Annotated in this window: 19 protein-coding genes and 7 tRNA genes; 23 read left to right on the top strand and 3 right to left on the bottom strand. The window is 65.6% G+C overall.

Annotated elements, in window-relative coordinates:
* Positions 1–96: 96 nt before the first annotated feature.
* From WS57_RS29005 to WS57_RS28950, 12 genes are all read left to right on the top strand, one after another.
* Complete coding sequence (locus WS57_RS29005) at positions 97–1,470, top strand: hypothetical protein (protein WP_059518849.1); 1,374 nt, start codon at positions 97–99, stop codon at positions 1,468–1,470.
* 552 nt (positions 1,471–2,022) lie between these two features.
* The gene (locus WS57_RS29000; protein ID WP_059518824.1) at positions 2,023–3,552 is read left to right on the top strand and encodes a complex I subunit 4 family protein; all 1,530 of its coding nucleotides are present in this window, start codon (positions 2,023–2,025) and stop codon (positions 3,550–3,552) included.
* 272 nt (positions 3,553–3,824) lie between these two features.
* Positions 3,825–4,712, top strand: a complete 888-nt coding sequence (gene cyoA, locus WS57_RS28995) for a ubiquinol oxidase subunit II (RefSeq protein WP_059518823.1) — start codon at positions 3,825–3,827, stop codon at positions 4,710–4,712.
* A 3-nt stretch (positions 4,713–4,715) separates the two neighbouring features.
* Positions 4,716–6,722 (top strand): cytochrome o ubiquinol oxidase subunit I, encoded by a 2,007-nt coding sequence (gene cyoB / locus WS57_RS28990; RefSeq protein WP_059518822.1) that lies wholly within the window; start codon positions 4,716–4,718, stop codon positions 6,720–6,722.
* Positions 6,722–7,330 carry a cytochrome o ubiquinol oxidase subunit III gene (cyoC, locus tag WS57_RS28985; protein WP_009692723.1) on the top strand — a complete coding sequence of 203 codons (609 nt, stop codon included), beginning with the start codon at positions 6,722–6,724 and terminating at the stop codon, positions 7,328–7,330. Before cyoB ends, cyoC begins: the two co-directional genes overlap by 1 nt.
* The gene (gene cyoD, locus WS57_RS28980) at positions 7,331–7,663 is read left to right on the top strand and encodes a cytochrome o ubiquinol oxidase subunit IV (RefSeq protein WP_009692722.1); all 333 of its coding nucleotides are present in this window, start codon (positions 7,331–7,333) and stop codon (positions 7,661–7,663) included.
* A 308-nt stretch (positions 7,664–7,971) separates the two neighbouring features.
* A complete protein-coding gene (locus WS57_RS28975) occupies positions 7,972–8,313 on the top strand; it encodes a hypothetical protein (protein WP_009692721.1) in 342 nt (113 codons plus the stop codon).
* Between the two features lie 216 nt (positions 8,314–8,529).
* Entirely contained in the window at positions 8,530–10,410 is a 1,881-nt protein-coding gene (locus tag WS57_RS28970) for an extracellular solute-binding protein (protein WP_059601492.1), read from the top strand.
* A gap of 56 nt (positions 10,411–10,466) precedes the next feature.
* On the top strand, positions 10,467–11,510 hold the full coding sequence (locus WS57_RS28965) for a microcin C ABC transporter permease YejB (RefSeq protein WP_009692718.1): 1,044 nt from the start codon (positions 10,467–10,469) through the stop codon (positions 11,508–11,510).
* 75 nt (positions 11,511–11,585) lie between these two features.
* A complete protein-coding gene (locus WS57_RS28960) occupies positions 11,586–12,683 on the top strand; it encodes an ABC transporter permease (protein ID WP_009692717.1) in 1,098 nt (365 codons plus the stop codon).
* Positions 12,680–14,302, top strand: a complete 1,623-nt coding sequence (locus WS57_RS28955; protein WP_059518820.1) for an ABC transporter ATP-binding protein — start codon at positions 12,680–12,682, stop codon at positions 14,300–14,302. Before WS57_RS28960 ends, WS57_RS28955 begins: the two co-directional genes overlap by 4 nt.
* A 127-nt stretch (positions 14,303–14,429) precedes the next feature.
* The gene (locus WS57_RS28950; RefSeq protein WP_009692714.1) at positions 14,430–15,104 is read left to right on the top strand and encodes a C40 family peptidase; all 675 of its coding nucleotides are present in this window, start codon (positions 14,430–14,432) and stop codon (positions 15,102–15,104) included.
* A 137-nt stretch (positions 15,105–15,241) separates the two neighbouring features.
* Here WS57_RS28950 and WS57_RS28945 read toward each other — a convergent pair whose 3' ends face one another.
* Positions 15,242–16,168 (bottom strand): patatin-like phospholipase family protein, encoded by a 927-nt coding sequence (locus tag WS57_RS28945; protein WP_040128951.1) that lies wholly within the window; start codon positions 16,166–16,168, stop codon positions 15,242–15,244.
* A gap of 280 nt (positions 16,169–16,448) precedes the next feature.
* On the opposite strand from WS57_RS28945, the gene gltX reads away from it, so the two are divergent.
* The 8 genes from gltX to WS57_RS28905 all read left to right on the top strand — a co-directional run bounded on the left by gltX (position 16,449) and on the right by WS57_RS28905 (position 19,017).
* Positions 16,449–17,858, top strand: a complete 1,410-nt coding sequence (gene gltX / locus WS57_RS28940; protein WP_009695115.1) for a glutamate--tRNA ligase — start codon at positions 16,449–16,451, stop codon at positions 17,856–17,858.
* A gap of 126 nt (positions 17,859–17,984) precedes the next feature.
* Positions 17,985–18,060, top strand: a tRNA-Ala gene (locus tag WS57_RS28935).
* Between the two features lie 136 nt (positions 18,061–18,196).
* Positions 18,197–18,272 (top strand) — tRNA-Glu (locus WS57_RS28930).
* An 80-nt stretch (positions 18,273–18,352) separates the two neighbouring features.
* Positions 18,353–18,429 (top strand) — tRNA-Asp (locus tag WS57_RS28925).
* 63 nt (positions 18,430–18,492) lie between these two features.
* A tRNA-Glu gene (locus WS57_RS28920) sits at positions 18,493–18,568 on the top strand.
* Between the two features lie 79 nt (positions 18,569–18,647).
* Positions 18,648–18,724 (top strand) — tRNA-Asp (locus tag WS57_RS28915).
* A 67-nt stretch (positions 18,725–18,791) separates the two neighbouring features.
* Positions 18,792–18,867 (top strand) — tRNA-Glu (locus WS57_RS28910).
* A 73-nt stretch (positions 18,868–18,940) separates the two neighbouring features.
* Positions 18,941–19,017 (top strand) — tRNA-Asp (locus WS57_RS28905).
* Positions 19,018–19,468: 451 nt separating this feature from the next.
* Here WS57_RS28905 and WS57_RS28900 read toward each other — a convergent pair.
* Positions 19,469–20,932: an IS1182 family transposase gene (locus WS57_RS28900; protein WP_155741224.1), complete on the bottom strand. Its 1,464-nt coding sequence runs from the start codon at positions 20,930–20,932 to the stop codon at positions 19,469–19,471.
* 166 nt (positions 20,933–21,098) lie between these two features.
* On the opposite strand from WS57_RS28900, the gene WS57_RS28895 reads away from it, so the two are divergent.
* Entirely contained in the window at positions 21,099–21,563 is a 465-nt protein-coding gene (locus WS57_RS28895; protein ID WP_009691766.1) for a GNAT family N-acetyltransferase, read from the top strand.
* 28 nt (positions 21,564–21,591) lie between these two features.
* On the opposite strand, the gene WS57_RS28890 is transcribed toward WS57_RS28895, so the two are convergent.
* Complete coding sequence (locus WS57_RS28890; RefSeq protein ID WP_009691767.1) at positions 21,592–22,473, bottom strand: AraC family transcriptional regulator; 882 nt, start codon at positions 22,471–22,473, stop codon at positions 21,592–21,594.
* Between the two features lie 202 nt (positions 22,474–22,675).
* On the opposite strand from WS57_RS28890, the gene rraA reads away from it, so the two are divergent.
* Both rraA and WS57_RS28880 read left to right on the top strand, forming a co-directional pair.
* The gene (rraA, locus tag WS57_RS28885) at positions 22,676–23,170 is read left to right on the top strand and encodes a ribonuclease E activity regulator RraA (protein WP_009691768.1); all 495 of its coding nucleotides are present in this window, start codon (positions 22,676–22,678) and stop codon (positions 23,168–23,170) included.
* Positions 23,171–23,204: 34 nt separating this feature from the next.
* The gene (locus tag WS57_RS28880; RefSeq protein WP_069245187.1) at positions 23,205–23,618 is read left to right on the top strand and encodes a gamma-glutamylcyclotransferase family protein; all 414 of its coding nucleotides are present in this window, start codon (positions 23,205–23,207) and stop codon (positions 23,616–23,618) included.
* Positions 23,619–23,673 lie beyond the last annotated feature (55 nt).

The raw sequence follows: 23,673 nt of genomic DNA, 5'->3' as shown, positions 1-23,673 counted from the left end.
ACAGGCACCCGGCCCGTCCGCCGCCACCCAACCCCCGGCACCCCACCCAATATCGTGTATCGTTTGACACGACTCACCGTGGCGCATGCCGACCCGATGCATTCCGTACTGACTCTCCTTTCCCATCGCCCCGTCGACGGCCTCGTCGCGAACCACGAGCGCTACGCGCGACGCCACGGCTACGCGCATGCGATCGTCGACGGCACGCATGTCTACGGCGAGCGTCAACAGGTGCTGCACAAGTACCACGCGATCGCCCGGCAGCTGGTCGCGATGGAGCAGGGTGCCGTGCTGCTCGTGCTCGACCCGTTTTCGGTCGTGTACAGTCCGCATCCGCTGCCCGATGTCGCGCACGGCTACGATGCGATCGTCACGACGCAGGCGTCCCGCTCGTCGCTGCCTGCGGCGAGCGGGATGATCTTCCGCAATACGCTCGAAGTGCGCGAACGCTTGCGCGCGCTGATCGCGACGCTGGGCGCATGGGCGATGCACATGCCGGAGCGGCGGCACGACTGCGAGGCGACGCTGCTCGCGCAATGCTTTCCACCGCTGCCGTTCGACGTGCGGCTCGAGAACGGCCATTTCGCGTCGGCGCAGACGGTATGGTTCGACGGACTCGCGATCGATTCGATCGCCGGCGCCCAGCCGCTCGTTGCGCACCATGCGCCCGAGTGGCGACAGGTCGACGGTGCGTGGGTGCCGGCCGTCGATTACGATTTCCGCTACGTGCAGGCGCTTGTCGACGATGCCGAGCGATTCCAGCGCGGCGAGCATCCGGACGCGATGGGCGAGTGGCGCGCCGCGCAGCAGCGTCCGCGCGAGCCGGAACGGCATGTGAATCCCGGCGCACGCATTGCGTTCGTAAGCCTGCATACCTCGCCCATCGCCGGCTATGGCGACCTTCATGAAGAGAACTTCGTTCGCTACTGCACGCGGCACGGCTATGCATACCACGCGTATCGCACGCCGCCCGCATTCCTGCCCGACGGCGTCGATGCAAACTGGGCGAAGCTGCATCTGATTCGCGAACATCTGCCGCATCACGATTTCGTGTTCTGGGTCGACGCGGACATTCTGGCGATCAACCAGCGCCAGCCGGCCGACAGCGTGATCGCGGCGCGCGACTTCGTGATCGGCACCGATCATACGGCCTGGGCCGTCAATTCCTGCATGATCGGTGTGCGCAACGTGGCGCCGATGCGGGCGCTGGTCGAGCGGATCTGCGCGCGCATCGAGAGCTTCGACGACCGTTCGTCCGTCTATGCGAGCGGCGGCGACCAGCAGGCGATCTATGTCGAACTGCTGGAGTCCGGGATGATCGATGCGCGCTACATCGTCGATGCGATGACGCTGGCCGCTTCGCCGGTTTACGCCACGCGCGATAGCCGCTTCGTTCACTTCCCCGCGCAGCACAACCACTATCGTGCGGTGACGATGCGCGTGTGGGATCGCTTGAGTCACGAGCGATAGCGGCGACGATGGGCCCGGGCGGGGCGTGTTCCTGTCTTGCATCGAGAACCCCGCGTAGCGGGGTTTTTTCTTTTGCACACTTGCCGACCTGCGCTATCGCCTGCAAAACACCATTTCCGATCGGCGCAGAATCGGAGCAAATAGAAATAAAAATGTAATGATCGGCGTAAGGAAGTCGCCGCCCCGGAATCGCGAGCCGCGATGGTTGCGCTCGCAACATTCTGACCCCTTGCGACCCTGCGATCGCGTCAAAAATGACGCATCGCACCGATTCGAGCGCTGCGTGTCGCCGCAGAATACAAAAAATTACATATTCAAATCAATGCTCTGCGATCTCGCGAAAAAACGATGCTTTGCTGCGATGCAGAAAATAATCAACCGCTTTATGCTGGTTAACCCGATTGCGTTTGAGCGGCGTCAAGTTTTCGTTCGATGCCGCTTTACATTTTGCCAACACTGGCGATTCGCGAAATCTACCTGTCGTTTTGGTTTCGTTTCTTTCGTCGTGCGCGTTCCCGATGCCGTGCGCGACCCACTCTAGGCCCTGTTGACATGCATGATTTTCCCTTTCTGAGCCTGGCTATCTGGGTTCCGATTCTGTTCGGCGCGTGCCTGCTGCGTGCCGGTTCCGACCAGCATCCGCGTCGAACGCGGTTGATCGCGCTGACGGGCGCGATCGCGGGGCTGGCCACGGTCGTCCCGCTCGTCGCGGGCTTCGCGCCGCATTCGGCGGCGATGCAGTTCGTCGAAAGCCGCGACTGGCTGGCGGCGTTCGGTTCCGGGTGGCGCGTCGGCATCGACGGCGCGTCGCTGTGGCTCGTCGTGCTGACGGCGTTCACGACGCTCGTGGTCGTGATCGCGTCGTGGGAAGCGATCACGGTGCGCGTCGCGCAGTACTACGCGTCGTTCCTGATCCTCTCGGGGTTGATGGTCGGCGTGTTCGTCGCGCAGGACGGCCTGCTGTTCTTCATCTTCTTCGAGGCAACGCTGATTCCGCTGTACCTGCTGATCGGCACGTGGGGGCGCGAGCATCGCATTCATGCAGCCGTGAAGTTCTTCTTCATCTCGTTCGCGGGTTCGCTGCTGCTGCTGATGGCGATCCTGTACCTGTACGCGAAGTCGCATACGTTCGACATGGCGGTGTGGCGCACGCTGCAGCTCGGTTTCGCGCCGCAACTGCTGGTGTTCCTCGGCTTTTTCGCGGCGTTCGCGGTCAAGGTGCCGATGTGGCCCGTGCATACGTGGCTGCGCGACGTCTACACGGACGGCCCCACCGGCGCCGCGCTGATGCTCGGGATGCTGAAGCTCGGCGGTTACGGCTTCCTGCGCTTCGCGCTGCCGATCACGCCCGACGCCAGTCATTTCTTCGCGCCGGCCGTGATCTCGCTGTCGCTGTTCGCGATCGTCTACGCGAGCCTGGTCGCGCTCGCGCAGACCGATCTCGGCAAGCTGCTCGCGTATTCGACGGTCGCGCACATGGGGATCGTCACGCTGGGGCTGTTCCTGTTCAACCGGATCGGCGTCGAAGGCGCGATCGTTCAGCTCGTGTCGTACGGCTTCGTTGCCGGCGCGATGCTGCTCTGCGTCAGCGTGCTCGTCGATCGCACGAAGCAGCGCGAGATCGCCGCGTATGGCGGCGTCGCGAACGTGATGCCGCGCTTCGCGATCTTCGTGCTGCTGTTCTCGATGGCGAACGTCGGCCTGCCGGGCACGTCGGGCTTCGTCGGCGAATTCATGGTGATCATGGGCGCGATCCGCCTGAACTTCTGGATCGGTGCGCTGGCGGCGCTTACGCTGATCTTCAGCGCGTCGTACACGCTGTGGATGCTCAAGCGCGTCGTGTTCGGCAAGGTGTCGAGCCCGCGCATCGCGCAGCTCGCCGACCTGAGCCGTCGCGAGATCGTGATGTTCGCGTCGCTCGCATTGGTGGTGCTGATGGTCGGCGTCTATCCGAAGCCGTTCACCGACGCGATCGATCCGACCGTCGGGCGCCTGCTCGACGAGGCAAGTCATTCGAAGGTCCCGGCAGGGGACGACACCGCGCCCGCGCAACCTTCGTACATGGCGTCGGCTCACGGCTGAGCGCGATGCACCATGCGTGTGCAATGCTGCGCCGGGCGACGGCGCGGTCGTTGCGCGCGCATCGATTGCGGGCCGGCGCGCTCGGCGCCGGGCCGGCTTCCGGCTCCGCGAAATTGCCCCGCGACACTATGACTCACCGCAGATTCCGCAATGATGATTTGCCGCATCAATCGATTTTTCATTGCGCTCGCGCGACGTATGATTCGGCCACTTTCGTGGATCGAATGCGCATCGGGCGTACGCAACGGATTCAATGACTCTCGGGCAGTGTGATGAAAAGAAGAGCTTCAAGGGGCTGGTCGGCGCTGATGGCAATCGGCGCGGCTTTAAGCCTGTCAGGTTGTAATTTAGATGTACTAAATCCGAAAGGAAGCGTCGGCGCGGCGGAAAAGGCGCTGATCGCGACCTCGACATGGGCGATGCTGATCGTCGTCGTGCCGGTGATCCTGCTCACGATGTGGTTTGCGTGGCGCTATCGCGCGTCGAACCGCAACGCGACCTATGCGCCGAACTGGTCGCACTCGACCGCGATCGAGGTGGTGATCTGGACGGTGCCGACGCTGATCATCCTGTTCCTCGGCGTGCTCACGTGGAAGACCACGCATGAGCTCGATCCGTACAAGCCGCTCGAGTCGTCGGTGAAGCCGATCGACGTCGAGGTCGTCGCGCTCGACTGGAAATGGCTGTTCATCTATCCGGAACTCGGCATCGCGTCGGTGAACCAGCTCGCGATTCCGGTCGGCACGCCGGTGAATTTCCGCATCACGTCGGACTCGGTGATGAATTCGTTCTTCATTCCGCAGCTCGGCGGCCAGGTCTATGCGATGGCCGGCATGCAGACGCGCCTGCACCTGATCGCCGACGAGCCCGGCAACTACGCGGGCACGTCCGCCAACTTCAGCGGCCGCGGCTTCTCCGACATGAAGTTCCGCACGCTCGCCGAGCCGCGCGAGCAGTTCGACGCCTGGGTGCAGAAAGTGAAGGCGTCGCCCGACCGGCTCGACGCGACTGCATACGGCGCGGTCGCGCAGCCGAGCGAGAAGGCGCCGGTGCGCTACTTCTCGACGGTCGATCCGCGACTGTTCCACAACATCATCGCGAAATACAACGATGGCCACGTCCTCGACCTGAAGGACGCCGCCTGCGGCACGAAGGGGTAACGCATGTTCGGCAAACTCACACTCTCGGCGATCCCGTTCGATCAGCCCATCATCATGGGGGCCGGCGCCTTCATGGGGCTGGTCGTGCTGGGCATTCTCGCCGCCCTGACGATCACCGGCCGCTGGAAATGGCTGTGGACCGAGTGGCTGACGACGGTCGACCACAAGAAACTCGGCGTGATGTACATCATCGTCGCGCTGATCATGCTGCTGCGCGGCTTCGCCGACGCGATCATGATGCGCATGCAGCTCGCGCTCGCGTACAACGCGCCCGGCTATCTGCCGCCGCATCACTACGACCAGGTCTTCACCGCGCACGGCGTGATCATGATCTTCTTCATGGCGATGGTGTTCATGGTCGGCCTGATGAACCTGATCGTGCCGCTGCAGATCGGCGCGCGCGACGTCGCGTTCCCGTTCATCAACTCGCTGAGCTTCTGGATGACGGCCGTCAGCGCGATCCTGATCAACATCTCGCTCGTGATCGGCGAATTCGCGCAGACGGGCTGGCTCGCCTATCCGCCGCTGTCGGAGCTGCAGTTCAGCCCGGGGGTAGGGGTCGACTATTACCTGTGGGCGTTGCAGATCTCGGGCGTCGGCACGCTGCTGACCGGCGTGAACTTCTTCGTGACGATCATCAAGATGCGTGCGCCCGGCATGACGCTGATGAAGATGCCGGTGTTCACGTGGACGGCGCTCTGCACGAACGTGCTGATCATGGCGTCGTTCCCGATCCTGACCGCGACGCTCGCGCTGCTCGGCCTCGACCGCTATCTCGGCATGCACTTCTTCACGAACGAAGCCGGCGGCAACGCGATGCTGTACCTGAACCTGATCTGGGCGTGGGGCCATCCGGAGGTGTACATCCTGATCCTGCCGGCGTTCGGGATCTTCTCGGAAGTCATCTCGACGTTCTCGAAGAAGCCGCTGTTCGGCTACAAGACGATGGTGTACGCGACCTGCGCGATCATGGTGCTGTCGTTCCTCGTGTGGCTGCATCACTTCTTCACGATGGGTTCGGGCGCGAACGTGAACGCGTTCTTCGGCATCATGACCATGATCATCGCGATCCCGACCGGCGTGAAGGTGTTCAACTGGCTGTTTACGATGTACCGCGGCCGGATCGAGTTCACGACGCCGGTGCTGTGGACGATCGGCTTCATGGTCACGTTCACGATCGGCGGGATGACCGGCGTGATGATGGCGATTCCCGGTGCGGACTTCGTGCTGCACAACAGCCTGTTCCTGATCGCGCACTTCCATAACGTGATCATCGGCGGCGTGCTGTTCGGCTATCTCGCGGGCTTCAACTACTGGTTCCCGAAGGCGTTCGGCTTCAAGCTGAACGAGAAGCTCGGCAAGGCGGCGTTCTGGTTCTGGCAGGTCGGCTTCTACGTCGCGTTCGTGCCGCTGTACGTGCTTGGCTTCATGGGCATGACGCGCCGCCTGAACCACTACGACAACCCGGCGTGGCATCCGTGGCTGCTGGTCGCCGCGTTCGGCGCGGTGCTGATCGCGATCGGCATCGGCTGCCAGCTGCTGCAGCTCGTCGTCAGCATCCGCAACCGCAACCTGCCGGCCTATCGCGACACGACCGGCGATCCGTGGGGCGGCCGCACGCTCGAGTGGGCGACCACGTCGCCGCCAGCCGACTACAACTTCGCGGTGATTCCGCAGGTGCGCACGCTCGACGCGTATGCGGACATGAAGGCGCGCGGCGACGGCCGGCCGAACCCGGCGACGTTCCGCGACATCCACATGCCGTCGAATACCTGCGCGGGCCTCGTGATCGGCGTCTTCAGCCTGGTGCTCGGCTTCGCGATGGTGTGGCACATCTGGTGGCTGGCGATCGCCGGGCTGGTCGGCATCGTCGCGACGCTGGTGGTCTACAGCTCGCGCGATAACGACGGTTATTACATCCCCGCGTCGACGGTGCGGAAGATCGAAGAGAAGCAATCGACGACGCGCGTGGCCGCGCGTGTCGACGACGTGGAACTGGAGGCCAACTGATGTTGCAGAAAACCCTGAGCGCAACCCTGCTCGAGCACGACGACCATCCGCCGTCGCATTCGGTGTTCGGTTTCTGGCTGTACCTGATGACCGACTGCGTGATCTTCGCGGCGCTGTTCGCGACCTTCGCCGTGCTCGGCCACCAGTATGCGGGCGGCCAGACCGCGAAGGAGCTGTTCGACATCCCGGGCGTGGCGGTCGAAACCGCCGCGCTGCTGCTGTCGAGCATCACCTACGGTTTCGCGATGCTGTCCGCGTACCAGCAGCGGCGCGGCGCGCTGCTCGGCTGGCTCGCGGTGACCTTCGTGCTCGGCGCGGCGTTTCTCGCGATGGAACTGCGCGAGTTCTCGCACCTGATCGCCGAAGGCGCCGGCCCGCAGCGCAGCGCGTTCCTGTCGGCGTTCTTCACGCTGGTCGGCACGCACGGGCTGCACGTGACGGCCGGCCTGCTGTGGATGGTCGTGCTGGCCGCGCAGATCGTGTCGCGCGGCGGCGACCTGACCGATCGCGACCTGCGGCGTCTGACGTGCCTGAGCCTTTTCTGGCACTTCCTCGACATCGTGTGGATCTGCGTGTTTTCCTTTGTCTATCTTGCGAGCGTGATCTAAATGGCCCATTCGCATTCGTCTCAACTCGAAGAAGGGCACGGCAGCGTCGGCGGGTATGTCGCCGGCTTCATCCTGTCGGTCCTGCTCACGGCCGCGTCGTTCGGCCTCGTGATGGGCGGCGTGCTGTCGCCGCATGCGTCGCTGGTCGCGCTCGCGGTGCTCGCGTTCGTGCAGATCGTCGTGCATCTCGTGTATTTCCTGCACATGAACGGCTCGTCGGGGCAGCGCTGGAACGTGATGGCGTTCAGCTACACGGTGCTGACCGCGGCGATCCTGATCGTCGGCACGCTGTGGGTCATGCACAACGTCAGCATGAACATGATGTCGCGCTGAGCGATGTCGCCGCGCATGGCGCCGGCAACCGGAAGCGGCACGCAGGTGCCGCTTTTTTTTCGTCCGCCGCGGCGCGCGCGGACGATATGATCCGGCGCGTGGCACGTGCGGCCGGCGCGAATGCCGCGCCGGGAAAGGCGCTGCGGTGTGCGGAACGGCGCCCGGTCGGGCCGTCGATTGTTACAAGACGTTAGCGGACACGTCGTGTTGCGATTCTGCGCATCAGTTCTTACAAAGTTGAAATATGCGGCGACGACGCTTGCCGTTATAGTCGAATCACACATCAAACAACCCCAAAAGAGGAATCCATGAAGACCTTGCGTGTTGCCTCGCTCATGACCGGTATGACGGCCTTGCTCGTGTCGGGCGCAGCAATGGCGGGTGTCAATGTCGGGATCAATCTCGGCGTGCCGGCTCCGGTCTACGTCGCGCCCGCACCCGTGTATGCGCCGCCGCCTCCGCCGCCGGTCGTCTATCAGCCGGCGCCGGTCTACGCGCCGGCACCGGCGATCGTGATCGGCTGGCATGGCGATCGCTACTGGGACGGCCGTCGCTACTGGGGGCGCGACGAGTGGTATCGCCGCCACGGCCGCGGCCCGGGCGGCGATCGCGGTCACTGGGATCACGGCCGTCACAACGGCTGGCGCTGATCGGCTCTCGGGCACGTGCGACATGACACGTGCACGCGCATGACGAAACCGCCCTCGGGGCGGTTTTCTTTTTGGTCGGAACGGGGTGTCGGCGTGGCGGCCGGCGCCGTTTTTCGGCCCGAAACCCCACCCGGATGGCCGCCGGATGGCTCGCAGCCGATTTGAATGGGTAGAATCGCTCAACGTTACTACCCTTAATCGACCGACAGGGCTTCTATGACGATGGGTTCGTCCCGGGCCGCCGCCCGCGTGCGCTCCGGCGCGCGGCAGGCCGTCCGCGCCGCCGTCCGCGCGGCCGCGATGCTCGCGCTGCACGCGGCGCTGGCCGCACCGGCCGCTCACGCCGCCTATGCGATCGCGCAGTACGGCGAGCCGAAATATCCGCCGGGCTTCAAGCATTTCGACTACGTCAATCCCGATGCGCCGAAGGGCGGCACACTGGTGCTGGCGAACCCGAACCGGCTCACGTCGTTCGACAAGTTCAACCCGTTCACGATGCGCGGCAACCCGGCGCCGGGCATCGACATGCTGTTCGAGAGCCTCGCGACCGGCAGCTCGGACGAGCCGGCTTCCGCATACGGCCTGCTCGCCGACGACATCGCGGTCGCGCCGGATCGCCGGTCGGTCACGTTCCATCTGAATCCGCGCGCGCGTTTCTCGAACGGCGACCCCGTCACGGCCGACGACGTGAAGTTTTCGTTCGACACGCTGAAGAGCAAGCTCGCCGCGCCGCAGTTCGGCGCGTATTTCGCGGAGATCGACAAGGCGGTGGTGGTCGATCCGGCGACCGTGCGTTTCGAGTTCCGCAGCGCCAACCGCGAATTGCCGCTGATCGCGGGCGGCGTGCCGGTGTTCTCGCGCAAGTGGGGCCTGCGTGCGGACGGCTCGCGCATTCCGTTCGACCAGCTCGCGTTCGAGCAGCCGATCGGCAGCGGCCCGTACTTGATCGAACGTTACGACAACGGCCGCACGATCACCTACCGGCGCAATCCCGAATACTGGGGCGCCGACCTGCCGGTGCGGGTCGGCACCAACAACTTCGCGCGGATCGTCTACAAGCTGTACGGCGACGGCACCGCGCGCCTCGAGGCGTTCAAGGCTGGCGAGTACGACGTGCTCGTCGAGTACATCGCGCGCAACTGGACGCGGCGCGACGTCGGCAAGCGTTTCGACAGCGGCGAGCTCGTCAAGCGCGAGTTTCGCCAGCACAACGGCGCGGGCATGCAGGGTTTCTTCATGAACCTGCGCCGGCCGCTGTTTCGCGACGTCCGCGTGCGGCAGGCGCTTGACCTCGCGTTCGACTTCGAATGGCTGAACCGCCAGCTGTTTTACGGCGCGTACACGCGCATGGACAGCTATTTCGCCGATACCGACCTGCAGGCGACCGGCATGCCGAGCCCCGGCGAGCTGAAACTGCTGGAGCCGCTGCGCGCGCAGCTCGACCCGGCCGTGTTCGGTCCGATGGTCGCGCAGCCCGACACGAACCCGCCCGCTTCGCTGCGCGCGAACCTGCTGAAGGCGCGCGCGTTGCTCGCGCAGGCCGGCTGGACCTACCGCGACGGCGCGTTGCGCAACGCGCAGGGCGAGCCGTTCGCCTTCGAGATCCTCGACGACTCGGGCGCGTCGATGGAGCCGGTCGTGACGGCCTACCAGCGCAATCTCGCGAAGCTCGGCATCGACGCGCGCTTTCGCACGGCCGATTACGCGCTGCTGCAAAAGCGCCTCGACGCGTTCGACTACGACATGACGACGGTCCGCTACCCGGGCGTGCAGGTGCCGGGCGCCGAGCAGTTCGCGCGCTTCGGCAGCAAGTTCGCGGACGAGCAGGGATCCGACAACATCATCGGCCTGAAATCGCCGGCCGTCGACGCGCTGCTGCATGCGCTCGCCGTCGCGCAGACGCGCGACGAACTGCTCGACGCGACGCATGCGCTCGACCGCGTGCTGATGCACGGCTACTACGCGGTACCGCAGTGGTACAGCACGACGCACCGGATCGCGTACAAGCGCACGCTCGCCTATCCGCAGACGCTGCCGCTGTACTATTCGGCCGAGGGCTGGGTCGTGTCGACCTGGTGGGCGAAGCCCGATCGCTGAGTCTCGCCGGCCCGTCATCCCGTCCAACCCAGCCTACCGATCGCGAGTCGACGCCCATGTGGAGCTACATCCTCAAACGCCTGCTGCTGATGATCCCGACGCTCGTCGGCGTGCTGACGCTCACCTTCGTCGTGATCCAGTTCGTGCCGGGCGGCCCGGTCGAGCAGGCCGTGCAGGAACTGCGCAAGGGCGCGACGGAGCAGGGCGCGGTGCCGTTCGGCATGCGCGCGCATACCGGCGTCGACCCGCAGCAGCTCGCGCAGCTGAAGGCGCTGTACGGCTTCGACAAGCCGCCGCTCGAACGCTACTGGCTGATGCTGAAGCGCTTCGCGCGCTTCGATCTCGGCCAAAGCTACTTCCGCCACCAGAGCGTCTGGTCGCTGATCGTGCAGAAGCTGCCGGTGTCGATCAGCATCGGCCTGTGGACCTTCTTCCTCACCTACCTGATCTCGGTGCCGCTCGGCATCGCGAAGGCCGTGCGCAACGGCTCGGCCTTCGACGTCGCGACGAGCCTGATCGTGCTGGTCGGCTACGCGATCCCCGGCTTCGTGCTCGGCGTGCTGCTGCTCGTGCTGTTCGGCGGCGGCTCGTTCTGGCAGATCTTTCCGCTGCGCGGACTCACGTCGGACAACTTCGCGCAGCTGTCGCTTGCCGGCAAGGTGCTCGACTATCTGTGGCACATCGCGCTGCCGATCACCGCGTCGGTCGTCGGCAGTTTCGCGGTCGTCACGATGCTGACGAAGAACGCGTTCCTCGACGAGATCCGCAAGCAGTACGTGCTGACCGCGCGCGCGAAAGGGCTCACCGAGCGCCGCGTGCTGTGGAAGCACGTGTTCCGCAACGCGATGCTGCCGCTGATCGTCGGGTTTCCGGCCGCGTTCATCGGCGCGTTCTTCACCGGCAGCCTGCTGATCGAGACGCTGTTCTCGCTCGACGGCCTCGGGCTGCTGTCGTACGAATCGGTCGTGCGGCGCGACTATCCGGTCGTGCTCGGCACGCTGTACCTGTTTACGCTGATCGGGCTGGCGACCAAGCTGGTCTCGGACCTCTGCTACGTCTGGGTCGATCCGCGCATTCAATTCGAGAACCTGGAGCGCTGACATGAAATCGTCTGTCCGCCTGCCGCTGTGCGGCACGTTCGCCCGCATGCCCGGCGTCGCCGGGCGAGGTGCGCGATGAACCGGGCCCTCGTGTCGTCCCGTCTGGACGCGGCCCGCGCGCGCGTGTCGCCGTCGCCCGCGCGCCGCGTCTGGCAGCGCTTCCGGCAGCAGCGTCTCGGCTACTGGAGCTTCGTGATCTTCGTCGTCGCGTTCGCCGCGAGCCTTGCCGCGCCGCTGTGGTCGAACGACAAGCCGCTGGTGGTCCGTTACGACGGCCAGTACTATTTCCCGCTGTTCCATGCGTATCCGGAGACGACCTTCGGCGGCGACTTCCCGACGCCGGCCGACTATCTCGATCCGTACGTGCGCAAGCGGCTCGAGGCACCGGGCAACTTCGTCGTCTATCCGCCGAACCGCTATTACTACGACACGCTGAACTATTTCTCGAACGTGCCGAACCCGGCGCCGCCGTCGCGCGCGAACTGGCTCGGCACCGACGCGCAGGGGCGCGACCTGCTCGCGCGGCTCGTGTACGGGTTTCGCGTGTCGGTCGAGTTCGGGCTGATCCTGACCGCGATCGGCACGCTGCTCGGTATCGCCGCAGGGGCGGTGCAGGGCTTCTTCGGCGGCCGCATCGACATCGTCGGGCAGCGCCTGATCGAAATCTGGAGTTCGCTGCCCGAGCTGTACCTGCTGATCATCTTCGCGTCGATCTTCGAGCCGAGCTTCCTGCTGCTGATCGTGCTGCTGTCGCTGTTCGGCTGGATCGGGCTCGCCGACTACGTGCGCGCCGAATTCCTGCGCAACCGCACGCAGGACTACGTGCGCGCGGCGCGCGCGATGGGGCTGTCGAACTGGCAGATCATCTGGCGCCACGTGCTGCCGAACAGCCTGACGCCGGTGATCACGTTCCTGCCGTTCCGGATGAGCGGTGCGATCCTCGCTCTGACGAGCCTCGACTTCCTCGGGCTCGGCGTGCCGCCGCCGACGCCGAGCCTCGGCGAGCTGCTCGCGCAGGGCAAGGGCAACCTCGACGCGTGGTGGATCTCGCTGTCGACGTTCGGCGTGCTGGTCGCGACGCTGCTGCTGCTGACCTTCATGGGCGACGCGTTGCGCAATGCGCTCGATACGCGGATCGGCGACTCGATGCGCGCCGCGGGAGGCCAGCGATGAGCGACGCCACCGTATCGAAGCCCTGCGAGCCGCTGCTGTCGCTCGAACACCTGCACGTGCGCTTCGGCGACACGGTCGCGGTCGACGACGTGACGCTCGCGATCGGTCGCGGCGAGCGCGTCGCGCTCGTCGGCGAGTCGGGTTCGGGCAAGAGCGTGACCGCGCTGTCGATCCTGCGGCTGCTGCGCGACGCGGACGTGAGCGGCACGATCCGCTTCGCCGGGCAGGACCTCGCCGCGAAGAGCGAGCGCGAGATGCGCGGGCTGCGCGGGTCGGATATCGCGATGATCTTCCAGGAGCCGATGACGGCGCTCAATCCGCTGTACACGATCGGCGCGCAGATCGGCGAGACGATCATGCTGCACGACGGCGTGACGGCGGCGCAGGCGCGCAGCCGCGCGGTCGCGCTGCTCGCACGCACGGGGATCGCGGAGCCGGACAAGCGCATCGACAGCTACCCGCACCAGCTGTCGGGCGGCCAGCGGCAGCGCGCGATGATCGCGATGGCGCTCGCGTGCCGGCCGCGCCTGCTGCTCGCCGACGAGCCGACCACCGCGCTCGACGTGACGATCCGCGCGCAGATCGTCGACCTGCTGCTGGAACTGCAGCGCGAGGAAGCGGAAAAGCGCGGGATGGCGATCCTGCTGATCACACACGACCTGAACCTCGTGCGGCACTTCGCCGAGCGCGTCGCGGTGATGGAGCATGGCCGGCTCGTCGAGAGCGGTCCGGTCGAGCGGATCTTCGCGGAACCGGCGCATCCGTATACGCAGCGGCTGCTGGCCAGCCGGCCGCAGCGCGCGGTGGCGCCGGTGATGCCGATCGCGCCGGTGCTGCTCGACGCGCGCCACGTGAGCGTGCAGTTCGCGCGCAAGCGGCCGGGCTTCGCCGGCTGGTTCGGCACGCAGCCGGTGACGGCGGTGGCGGACGTGTCGGTGTCGGTGCGGCAGGGCGAGACGCTCGGCATCGTCGGCGAGTCGGGGTCCGGCAAGTCGACGCTCGCGATGGCGCTGCTCGGGCTGCAGAAGACGGCGCACGGCGAGATCGAATTCCAGGGGCGCGCGCTGTCGGCCTACCGCGGCCGCGAGCAGACCGCGCTGCGCGCCAACATGCAGGTGGTCTTTCAGGATCCATTCAGTTCGCTGTCGCCGCGGCATACGATCGAGCGGATCGTCGGCGAGGGGCTCGAGCTGCATCGCCCCGAACTGACGCCCGACGCGCGTCGCGCGAAATCGCTCGCGGTGCTGCGCGAGGTCGGGCTCGACCGCACCGTGCTGCATCGCTACCCGCACGAGTTCTCGGGCGGCCAGCGCCAGCGGATCGCGATCGCGCGGGCGCTGGTGCTGGAGCCGCGCATCCTGATCCTCGACGAGCCGACGTCCGCGCTCGACGTGTCGATCCAGCAGCAGGTGCTGAAACTGCTCGCGAACCTGCAGCAGAAATACAACCTCGGCTATGTATTCATCAGCCACGACCTCGAGGTGATCGGCGCGATGGCGCACCGCGTCGCGGTGATGCAGGAGGGGGCGATCGTCGAGTCGGGCGAGGTCGCCGACATCTTCACGAGACCGTCACATCCTTACACACAAAAACTGTTGAAAGCGGTCTGGAAAGCGTGATAGGGCTCAATGGTCTGACTATCTCGATTGAATTTTTTAATTTGTTTTGACAAACGATTACGCGCTGGCTAGTATCGACCGAAATTTTCCGCCAATCAGCTGATTTTTAAGCAAATTCCATCGACCAATGCAGCATCGATCCCTGACCCAGGCATGCGCGCGCACCCTCGCCGGGCTGTTCATCGGCGCCCTGTTCGCAGCAGCTCCCGGCGCGTTCGCCGACGAAGTCAGCAGTTTTAATCAAAATGTCACGAATTCGACTCAAATCGGGTCGACTTCCTCCCTCCAGCAAGCCAGCACCCAGCCGTCGAGCGGCGGCGCGAAGTCGTTCCTGTCCGGCATGGCGGGCAAGGCCGGCGACGTCGTCGTCAGCGCGCTCAACATGATCGGCGTGCGCTATCGCTGGGGCGGCAATTCGCCGGATTCGGGCCTCGACTGCAGCGGCTTCGTGCGCTACGTGTTCCAGGACACGCTCGGCATGTCGCTGCCGCGTCGCGCGGAAGAGATGAGCCGCGTCGGCGAAAAGGTAAGCATGAGTAACCTGAAGCCGGGCGACCTCGTGTTCTTCAACACGATGCGCCGCACGTTCTCGCATGTCGGCATCTACATCGGCGACAACAAGTTCGTGCATTCGCCGTCGACCGGCAGCACGGTCCGCGTCGACGATCTCGACAACGGCTACTGGGAAAAGCGTTTCACCGGCGCGCGCCGCATCGAGACGCAGTTCCCGATGAAGGCCGACGATCTGCGCCAGCGCGTGCGCGCGACGATCGGCGACGACGCGGGCAACGGCAACAACTGAGTTTCTCCGCGGCCCGTCGCGGGCTGAATCGAAAAACCCCTGTCACCGAAAGGCGGCAGGGGTTTTTGCTTTGGGGCCGACGCCGCGGCGCGTTGCCGGCGCGCGCCGCGCGTGTGATGCGCCGCCGCCGTGCGCGCTCAGGCGGCGGCCACGCCGCGCGCCGCCGCGAGCTTGCGCTGCAGTTCCGGCATGATGCGCGCGACCGCTTCCTCGCCGGCGAGGATCGCCGCGTTGCGCTGGTTGAAGTCGCTGCCGCCCATCGCATTGAGATTCGGGCGGATCACGACGTCCGCGTACTTGTCGAGCTCGTAGGTCTTGATCGTCTGGCCCATGATCGTGAAGGTCTGCAGCAGCATCTCGATCGGGTTGTTGGTCGCCGCGCCGTCGGGGCGCGCCGAGATGTCGACCGCGATCACGAAGCTCGCGCCCATCTTGCGCGCGAACGACGCGGGCACCGGGCTGACGAGGCCGCCGTCGACGTATTCGCGGTTGCCGATCTTCACCGGCTCGAACACCGACGGCACGCTGCACGATGCGCGCACGGCGAGGCCCGTATTGCCCTGCTGGAACAGGATCGGCTGGCCGTTTTGCAGGTCCGTCGCGACGATGCCGAGCGGCTTGGCCATCTTCTCGATCGGCCGGTTGTTCAGCGTCTTGTTCAGGAAGTTCTGCAGCGCGACGCCCTGCAGCAGCCCGCGCGAGCGAAACGGCAGCGCCCAGTCGCTGATCGACGCCTGGTCCATGTCCAGCGCGATCTTGTTGATCTGCAATGCGTTCATCCCCGACGCATAGAGCGCGCCGACCACCGAGCCCGCACTGGTGCCCGCAACGATCTCGATCGGGATCCCGCGCGCCTCGAGCGCCTTCAGCACGCCGATGTGCGAGAAGCCGCGCGCGGCGCCGCCGCCGAGCGCGATGCCGATCTTCACCGGCTTTTCATGCGGCTGCGCGGCGCCCGATGCGCTGTCGGGACGGGACTTGTCGCCGAAGGACGTGCAGGCGGCGAGGCTGGCGGACGCGCACGCGATCGTGAAGTGGCGGCGCGACAGGCGAGGGGACGACATCGAATGGTTCTCCGGCGGCTGGGCGGCGGGGCACACGGCCCGCACGCGGCGATAGGTTCCGAGCGGCGGCGCGACAGGTTGCGCGCGGCCGGCGCGGCGCCGGCAGGCGGCCGCGGCGCGCACATCATAAAGCAAGCGGCGCGCTTGGCGCGATGTCCGGCGCGAGTATAATTCCGGCTTCTTTCCCGTTCCGGGCGTCGCCGGCCCCGTTGCTGTCCGCGCTGCCGTCGCCGTCCCGCGTCGAATCATTCATGCGCCCCAGGCGTTCGAGTTACCGTTTATGACCCGTCCTGTCCGTACCCGCTTCGCGCCGAGTCCCACCGGCTTCATCCACCTCGGCAACATCCGCTCCGCGCTCTATCCGTGGGCGTTCGCGCGCAAGATGAAAGGCACCTTCGTGCTGCGTATCGAGGACACCGACGTCGAGCGCTCGTCGAAGGAAGCGGTCGACGCGATCCTCGAGGGGATGCAATGGCTCGGCCTGGATTTCGACGAAGGCCCGATCTACCAGATGCAGCGCATGGACCGCTATCGCGAGGTGCTCGCGCAGATGCTGGAGAAGGGCCTCGCTTACCCGTGCTACATGTCGGCCGAGGAACTCGATGCGCTGCGCGAACGCCAGCGCGCGGCCGGCCTGAAGCCGCGCTACGACGGCACGTGGCGCCCGGAGCCCGGCAAGGTGCTGCCGGAGCCGCCGGCCGGCGTGAAGCCCGTGCTGCGTTTCCGTAACCCGCTGACGGGCACGGTCGTGTGGGACGACGCGGTGAAGGGGCGCGTCGAGATTTCGAACGAGGAACTCGACGATCTCGTGATCGCGCGCCCGGACGGCACGCCGATCTACAACTTCTGCGTGGTGGTGGACGACATGGACATGGGCATCACGCACGTGATCCGCGGCGACGACCACGTGAACAATACGCCGCGCCAGATCAACATCCTGCGCGCGCTCGGCGGCGAGGCCCCCGTCTACGCGCACCTGCCGACCGTGCTGAACGAGCAGGGCGAGAAGATGAGCAAGCGGCACGGCGCGATGAGCGTGATGGCGTATCGCGACGCGGGCTACCTGCCGGAGGCGGTCGTCAACTATCTCGCGCGCCTCGGCTGGTCGCACGGCGATGCGGAAATCTTCACGCGCGAGCAGTTCGTCGAGTGGTTCGATCTCGAGCATCTCGGCAAGTCGCCGGCGCAGTACGACCACAACAAGCTGAACTGGCTGAACGCGCACTACATCAAGGAAGCGGACAACGCGCGCTTGGCCGCGCTCGCGAAGCCGTTCCTCGCCGCGCTCGCGATCGACGACGCGGCACTCGCGGCGGGCCCGTCGCTCGAGGCCGTGATTGCGCTGATGAAGGATCGCGCGACGACGGTCAAGGAGATCGCCGAAGGCGCCGCGATGTTCTACCGCGTGCCGGCGCCGGACGCCGATGCGCTCGCGCAGCACGTGACCGACGCGGTGCGGCCGGCGCTGGCCGAGCTCGCCGCCGCGCTGAAGGCGGCCGACTGGACGAAGGAAGCGATCTCGGCTGCGCTGAAGGCGACGCTCGGCGCGCACAAGCTGAAGATGCCGCAGCTCGCGATGCCGGTGCGCCTGCTGGTCGCGGGCACGACGCATACGCCGTCGATCGATGCGGTGCTCGCGCTGTTCGATCGCGACGTCGTGGTGTCGCGTATCGAGGCGGCGCTCGCCTGAGGATCGGACGGACGCGGGGCCGCCACGCGGCAATCGACGACGGCCCCGCAAAAAATTTCGTCCGATTCGCAAAAAGGTATTTACAAGTTCAAAGTAGGTCCATATAATCTCATTTCTGTTCTGCAAGGGGGTATAGCTCAGCTGGGAGAGCGCTTGCATGGCATGCAAGAGGTCAGCGGTTCGATCCCGCTTACCTCCACCAACAGAACAAATTAGATTGGTTTGCGAAGCGCGGTGGTAATAAATGCTTCACAAAACGATTTAAAGCAGTTAGAATTTCGGCCTTCGCTGTTGATGAGAAGTGAATAGCGGAAGTCAGACAGATCTGAAAAGATTATGTCCCCTTCGTCTAGAGGCCTAGGACATCACCCTTTCACGGTGAGTACAGGGGTTCGAATCCCCTAGGGGACGCCAGATTCAGCGGCGTTTCATAGAAGTGTCGCGACGCTTGCAGGAACGTAACCGACGTCCTGCGAGTGACGGTGCAGAAAGTTGGAGCGGTAGTTCAGTCGGTTAGAATACCGGCCTGTCACGCCGGGGGTCGCGGGTTCGAGTCCCGTCCGCTCCGCCAGAACGAAGCCCGTTCAAGACGTCTTTGAGCGGGCTTTTGTATTAAAGGTGTAAGCAGTACGTTGTCCCCTTCGTCTAGAGGCCTAGGACATCACCCTTTCACGGTGAGTACAGGGGTTCGAATCCCCTAGGGGACGCCAGATTCAGCGGCGTTTCGTAGAAGTGTCGCAAGGCTTGCAGGAGCCGGGCAGGGTCCTGCGGGTCGCAGTGCAGAAAGCTGGAGCGGTAGTTCAGTTGGTTAGAATACCGGCCTGTCACGCCGGGGGTCGCGGGTTCGAGCCCCGTCCGCTCCGCCAGAACGAGGCCCGTTCAAAGAACGTCATTTTGAACGGGCTTTTGCGTTAAAGATGTAGGCAGTATGTTGTCCCCTTCGTCTAGAGGCCTAGGACATCACCCTTTCACGGTGAGTACAGGGGTTCGAATCCCCTAGGGGACGCCAGATTTCGGCGTCGTTCGAACAAACGATGCGCCGGCAGGAAGCAACCGACGCCTGCCAGGCAAGCAGCAAGACTGGAGCGGTAGTTCAGTCGGTTAGAATACCGGCCTGTCACGCCGGGGGTCGCGGGTTCGAGTCCCGTCCGCTCCGCCAAAAAATGAAGAAGCCCGCCTTGTGCGGGCTTTTTCATTTGTATTTCCGGCTGCGCCCGCTTGCGGGCGCGTGACTGCGGAGTGGAGGAAGCCGCCTGCGCGGCTTCCGGCGGGACTCGAAGGGATGCGCGTGCACGCGCATCCGCGGCCTGCAGGATGTAGGCGAGTCCCGTCCGCTCCGCCAGAAAATGAAGAAGCCCGCTTTGTGCGGGCTTTTTCATTTGTGTTTCCGGCTGCGCCCGCTCGCGGGCGCGTGACTGCGGAGCGGAGGAAGCCGCCTGCGCGGCTTCCGGCGGGGCTCGAAGGGATGCGCGTGCACGCGCATCCGCGGCCTGCGGGATGTAGGCGAGTCCCGTCCGCTCCGCCAAAAAATGAAGAAGCCCGCCTTGTGCGGGCTCAGATTGCTGACGAACCCCACGTTTTTGGAAGCGTGGGGTTTTGTCTTTCTGGGATCAGGATTGCGAGCTCGCCGCGAGCGGGTAGTCGAAGCTGCAGCGCAAACCGCTCACCAGACGCAGCAGCATGCGCACGAAGCGCCAATCGGGACCCGCTGGCCCCTTTTTCCGCTTCCGCGCCACCAGCATCGCGATCTTCTTGATGTTCTGCGCCGCCGCGGCCAGCAAGCACTGCTCGGCCACCTTGCGTAGCCCACGCATACGCGCATAACGGTGCCCATGCAGTTGCTTGGCATCGGCGAAGCTACGCTCCACCGTCTCCTTGCGCCGCGCGTAAATGCGTTGGCCCCATTCGGTCAAGCGCCGCGCGTCCACCTTCTCCTTGGCGCGCTCCCACACGTGGCGCGTCACCACCTTCACCGCGTTCGCACTGTTCGTGCACTGCGCGCGTACCGGGCAACGCCGGCAGATCTGCGGGTTGGATTTGTATTCCCGGTAGCCGACTCGATTGGTCGTGCTGTAAGGCAGTGCCTGCCCCTGCGGGCACACGTATTCGTTGCGATACGCGTCGTACTTGAACTGCCGTTTGTAGAACATGCCCGGCTTGTGGTTCGGCGTGCGATAGCCCATCACCCCGGCAATCCCTCGCTCCTCCAGCCCCTGGCACACCGCCGGCGTGAAGTAGCCCGCATCCAGCCCCACCGCATCGACCTTGAACTCGAAGCGCTCGCGCTGCCGATCCAGCCGATCCAGATACGGCTGGCTGTCGTGCACCGAGGCCGGCGTCACATGCGTATCGGTGATGATCGCGTGCCGGGCATCCACCGTGCGGTGGTCCAGATAGAAGAACCCTTTGGGCTTGTCGTCCCGAACCATGTAGCCGCTGTCCGGATCGGTTCGGCTGATCTTGGTGTCCTTGCTCGGCGGCGGCTCGTCGTCGTCGCGATCCAGCGGCTTCTTGCCATGCGCGGCCCGGTCCGCATCCACCGCCGCATTCAGCGCCTCCGTGTACGCCGCAGGCGTCTGCTCCAGCTTCACGACATCAAACTTGCCTTTGTTCGCATTCGCCTTCAGGTGCGTGCTGTCGGTGTACAGCACCCGACCATCGACCAACCCGCGCTTCATTGCCTGCCGCACGATCTCGTCGAAGATCTCCTGATACACCACCGTGTCCGGGAAGCGGCGGCGGCGATTCTGCGAGAACGTCGACGCATCCGGCACCTTGTCGGTCAGCCGGAACCGCGCGAACCACCGATAGGCGACGTTGACCTGGACCTCACGCATCAGTTGCCGCTCGCTGCCCACCCCAAACAGGTAGCCGATGAACAGCAGCTTGAACATCACCACGGGATCGAGCGCTGGCCGCCCGTTATCCGCGCAATACAGATGCGCCACCTTCGCGCGGATGAACTCGAAATCCACCGCCGCGTCGATCTGGCGCAGCAGGTGGTCCTTCGGCACGAGTTCCTCGAGCGTCACCATCTCGAGTTCGTGCTGCGTGGGCATGGGCGTCTTCAGCATCACGCCATTAAAAAACAAAACCCCCGCACTTGGCGAGGGTTTGTCAGCAATCTGAGCCCGCCTTGTGCGGGCTTTTTCATTTCCGCTTGCCCGCTCCGCGCAATTCGCGATTGCATCCGCGCAGGACTGCGCTATCGTGGCGGAATGCGTTCTGGACCCTTGCGCGATGCTCGACCCGACCGACCTGCGAATCCTGTATCAGCTCCGTCCCGCGGAGCCCGGCGATTTCCCGTTTGCCGAAGCGCTGACGCACGGCAACATGGGCGGCTATTACAAGCGCCACGGGCTCGTCTGGCGCAGCGACCTGTTCTATGCAAGCTGGCGCGAGTCCGAGAACTTCATCCTCGAAGCCGACGGCGAGCGCATCGGCGTGCTGCGCGTGACGGAAGAGGGCGACTCGCTGCATATCCGCGACGTGCAGATCGCGGCCGGCCATCGCGGGCAGGGCGCCGGCACTTACATGCTCGACATGTCGCACCGCTGGGCGCGCGCACGCGGGCTGCACGAACTGCAACTGCGCGTGTTCGTCGACAATCCCGCTGCGCGGCTCTACCAGCGCATGGGTTATCGCGTGACGGGCCCGCGGCTCGCGCAGCTCGGCTCGATCCGGCATATGGTGCGGCCGGTCTGACGGGCCGGATTCCCCGCGCGTCGGGGAGTCAGCGGGCGGTATCGAGCGCGTCGTCGTCCTGCGTATCGTCTTCGTCGGCTGGAAGGCCTTCCACGCCGCGGTGCTCGTAGCCGCGCAGCATGAAGGCGCGCGGGCTCTCGCCGAAGGCGCGCCGGAACATCGCTGAAAACGCGCTCTGGCTCTGGTAGCCGAGCTCGCGCGCGATATGCGACAACGGTCGCCCCTGGTTCAGCAGCGGGATCGCGCGCGCAAGCAGCGCCTGCTGCCGCCACTGCGAAAAGCTCACACCGAGCTCCTGCTTGAAGAGCCGCGAGATCGTGCGGGTGCTCGCGCCGACCTCGCTCGCCCAGTGTTCGAGCGATTCCGCATGCGCCGGTTGCGCGAGCACCGATTCGCACAGCGTGCGCAGCCGCTTTTCGTCGGGCATCGGCACCGACAGCGGCAGCGGTTCGGCATGGCTCAGCTCGTCGAGGACGAGCCCGCACAGCAGGCGTTCGCGCGCCGGGCTCGGATCGCGCGCGCCCAGCGCGACGATCAGTTCGCGCAACAGGCCCGTCACCTCGACGACGCGGCACGCGTCGAGCCCGTCCGGCACGATCGATTCGTCGATATAGAGCGTGCGCAGATACGCGTCCTCGACGATCACGACTTCGTGCGTCACGTGCGGCGGCACCCAGATCGCGCGGGACGGCGGCACCATCCACGTCGTGCCGGTCGTCGCGACGCGCAGCACGCCGCGCGACGCATACGCGAGCTGCGCCCACGCGTGCGTGTGCAGCGGGATGCGCCGGCCGGCGTCGACCTGGCGTGCGCGCACGCGCATCGGATGGACGCGGGTGGGCGCGAATTCGGGCGGGATGTCGATGACGTCGAACGGAGTCGATGCGTCGACCGTGACGGGCGGATTCATGGGCGATTCGGCGCGGCGGCGATGCCGTTATTGTAGAAGGGGCCGTGCAAGCGCATGCGGCGGTTTTTCGGTCGATAATGCAGCGTCCAAATGAACTTTGTATGGGGCCGCGCGCATTCGGGCGCCGGGGTTTGCCGGTATTGACGGCCGGCCGCGGATCGACGCGAACGCGAATGCCCGTCCTCGATCGACTGGAGACGACATGACACTGGCCACGACCGATCTCTGCGACGCGCACGAAGACCTGCTCGCCGCCGGCACGCTGCGCGTGCTCGAACCCGCGCTGCGGGCATATGGCGGCGCCGCGCGCTTCGCCGGCCCGGCGGCGACGCTGAAGCTGTTCGAGGACAACACGCTCGTGCGCGCGGCGCTCGAGCAGGACGGCGGCGGACGCGTGCTGGTGGTCGACGGCGGCGGCAGCCTGCGCTGTGCACTCGTCGGCGGCAACCTCGGCGCACTGGCCGAGAAGAACCATTGGGCCGGCATCGTGGTCTATGGATGCGTGCGCGATTCGGCCGAATTGCGCGCATGCAAGGTCGGCGTGCTCGCGCTCGCGACGCATCCGCGCAAGAGCGACAAGCGCGGCGTCGGCGAACGGGACGTGCCCGTCACGGTGCTCGGCACGCGGATCGCGCCGGGCGAGTGGATCTACGCCGACGAGGACGGCGTGCTCGTCAGCGCGACGGCGCTGACCTGACACGGCAACCCACGAATCGAAGAAGGAGAAGCAGATGCGCCACGTATTCGTCTACGGCACGTTGAGGGCGGGGGAAGCCAACGACATCGGCCACGCAGCCGCGCGGCACGGTATCGCCGCGCCGAAGCTGCTCGGGGCGGCCGCGCTGCCGGGCGAACTGTACGATTTCGGCACGTATCCGGGAATGACCGCCGGCGCGTCCGGCCCATCGCTCGTGTGGGGCGACGTCTACGAGATCGACGAACGGCTCGTCGCGGTGCTCGACGAGATCGAGCGCGTGTATCCGGGCGTCGATACGCTGTTCCGCCAGGAGGCGGTGACCGTCGAGCTCGGCGGCCGACAATACGCGTGCCTGTACTATCCGGTCGCCGCGCATGCGACGGCCGACCGTCCGCGCATCGCGTCGGGCGACTGGGTCCAGCACCGTCGCGAACGGGAAGCGGCCTGAGCAGCGGCGCGGCCGGTCCGGCCGCTAGGCACGAACGCTCGCTCACAAAAAAAGC

It is taken from the genome of Burkholderia pseudomultivorans (assembly GCF_001718415.1).
Lineage (GTDB): Bacteria > Pseudomonadota > Gammaproteobacteria > Burkholderiales > Burkholderiaceae > Burkholderia > Burkholderia pseudomultivorans_A.
The sequence above is the reverse complement of the archived record's forward strand: the minus strand, read 5'-3'. Positions and strand labels throughout refer to the sequence as shown.

Bases quoted from the DNA above. Each gene is read 5' to 3' on its own strand.
- cyoA (WP_059518823.1), top strand. From the start codon at position 3,825: ATGAAAAGAAGAGCTTCAAGGGGCTGGTCGGCGCTGATGGCAATCGGC.
- WS57_RS29005 (WP_059518849.1), top strand. From the start codon at position 97: ATGCATTCCGTACTGACTCTCCTTTCCCATCGCCCCGTCGACGGCCTC.
- cyoC (WP_009692723.1), top strand. From the start codon at position 6,722: ATGTTGCAGAAAACCCTGAGCGCAACCCTGCTCGAGCACGACGACCAT.
- rraA (WP_009691768.1), top strand. From the start codon at position 22,676: ATGACACTGGCCACGACCGATCTCTGCGACGCGCACGAAGACCTGCTC.
- WS57_RS28900 (WP_155741224.1), bottom strand. From the start codon at position 20,932: ATGCTGAAGACGCCCATGCCCACGCAGCACGAACTCGAGATGGTGACG.
- WS57_RS28955 (WP_059518820.1), top strand. From the start codon at position 12,680: ATGAGCGACGCCACCGTATCGAAGCCCTGCGAGCCGCTGCTGTCGCTC.
- WS57_RS28950 (WP_009692714.1), top strand. From the start codon at position 14,430: ATGCAGCATCGATCCCTGACCCAGGCATGCGCGCGCACCCTCGCCGGG.
- WS57_RS28945 (WP_040128951.1), bottom strand. From the start codon at position 16,168: ATGTCGTCCCCTCGCCTGTCGCGCCGCCACTTCACGATCGCGTGCGCG.
- WS57_RS28960 (WP_009692717.1), top strand. From the start codon at position 11,586: ATGAACCGGGCCCTCGTGTCGTCCCGTCTGGACGCGGCCCGCGCGCGC.
- cyoD (WP_009692722.1), top strand. From the start codon at position 7,331: ATGGCCCATTCGCATTCGTCTCAACTCGAAGAAGGGCACGGCAGCGTC.
- WS57_RS28890 (WP_009691767.1), bottom strand. From the start codon at position 22,473: ATGAATCCGCCCGTCACGGTCGACGCATCGACTCCGTTCGACGTCATC.
- WS57_RS28965 (WP_009692718.1), top strand. From the start codon at position 10,467: ATGTGGAGCTACATCCTCAAACGCCTGCTGCTGATGATCCCGACGCTC.
- WS57_RS29000 (WP_059518824.1), top strand. From the start codon at position 2,023: ATGCATGATTTTCCCTTTCTGAGCCTGGCTATCTGGGTTCCGATTCTG.
- gltX (WP_009695115.1), top strand. From the start codon at position 16,449: ATGACCCGTCCTGTCCGTACCCGCTTCGCGCCGAGTCCCACCGGCTTC.
- WS57_RS28970 (WP_059601492.1), top strand. From the start codon at position 8,530: ATGACGATGGGTTCGTCCCGGGCCGCCGCCCGCGTGCGCTCCGGCGCG.
- WS57_RS28975 (WP_009692721.1), top strand. From the start codon at position 7,972: ATGAAGACCTTGCGTGTTGCCTCGCTCATGACCGGTATGACGGCCTTG.
- WS57_RS28880 (WP_069245187.1), top strand. From the start codon at position 23,205: ATGCGCCACGTATTCGTCTACGGCACGTTGAGGGCGGGGGAAGCCAAC.
- WS57_RS28895 (WP_009691766.1), top strand. From the start codon at position 21,099: ATGCTCGACCCGACCGACCTGCGAATCCTGTATCAGCTCCGTCCCGCG.
- cyoB (WP_059518822.1), top strand. From the start codon at position 4,716: ATGTTCGGCAAACTCACACTCTCGGCGATCCCGTTCGATCAGCCCATC.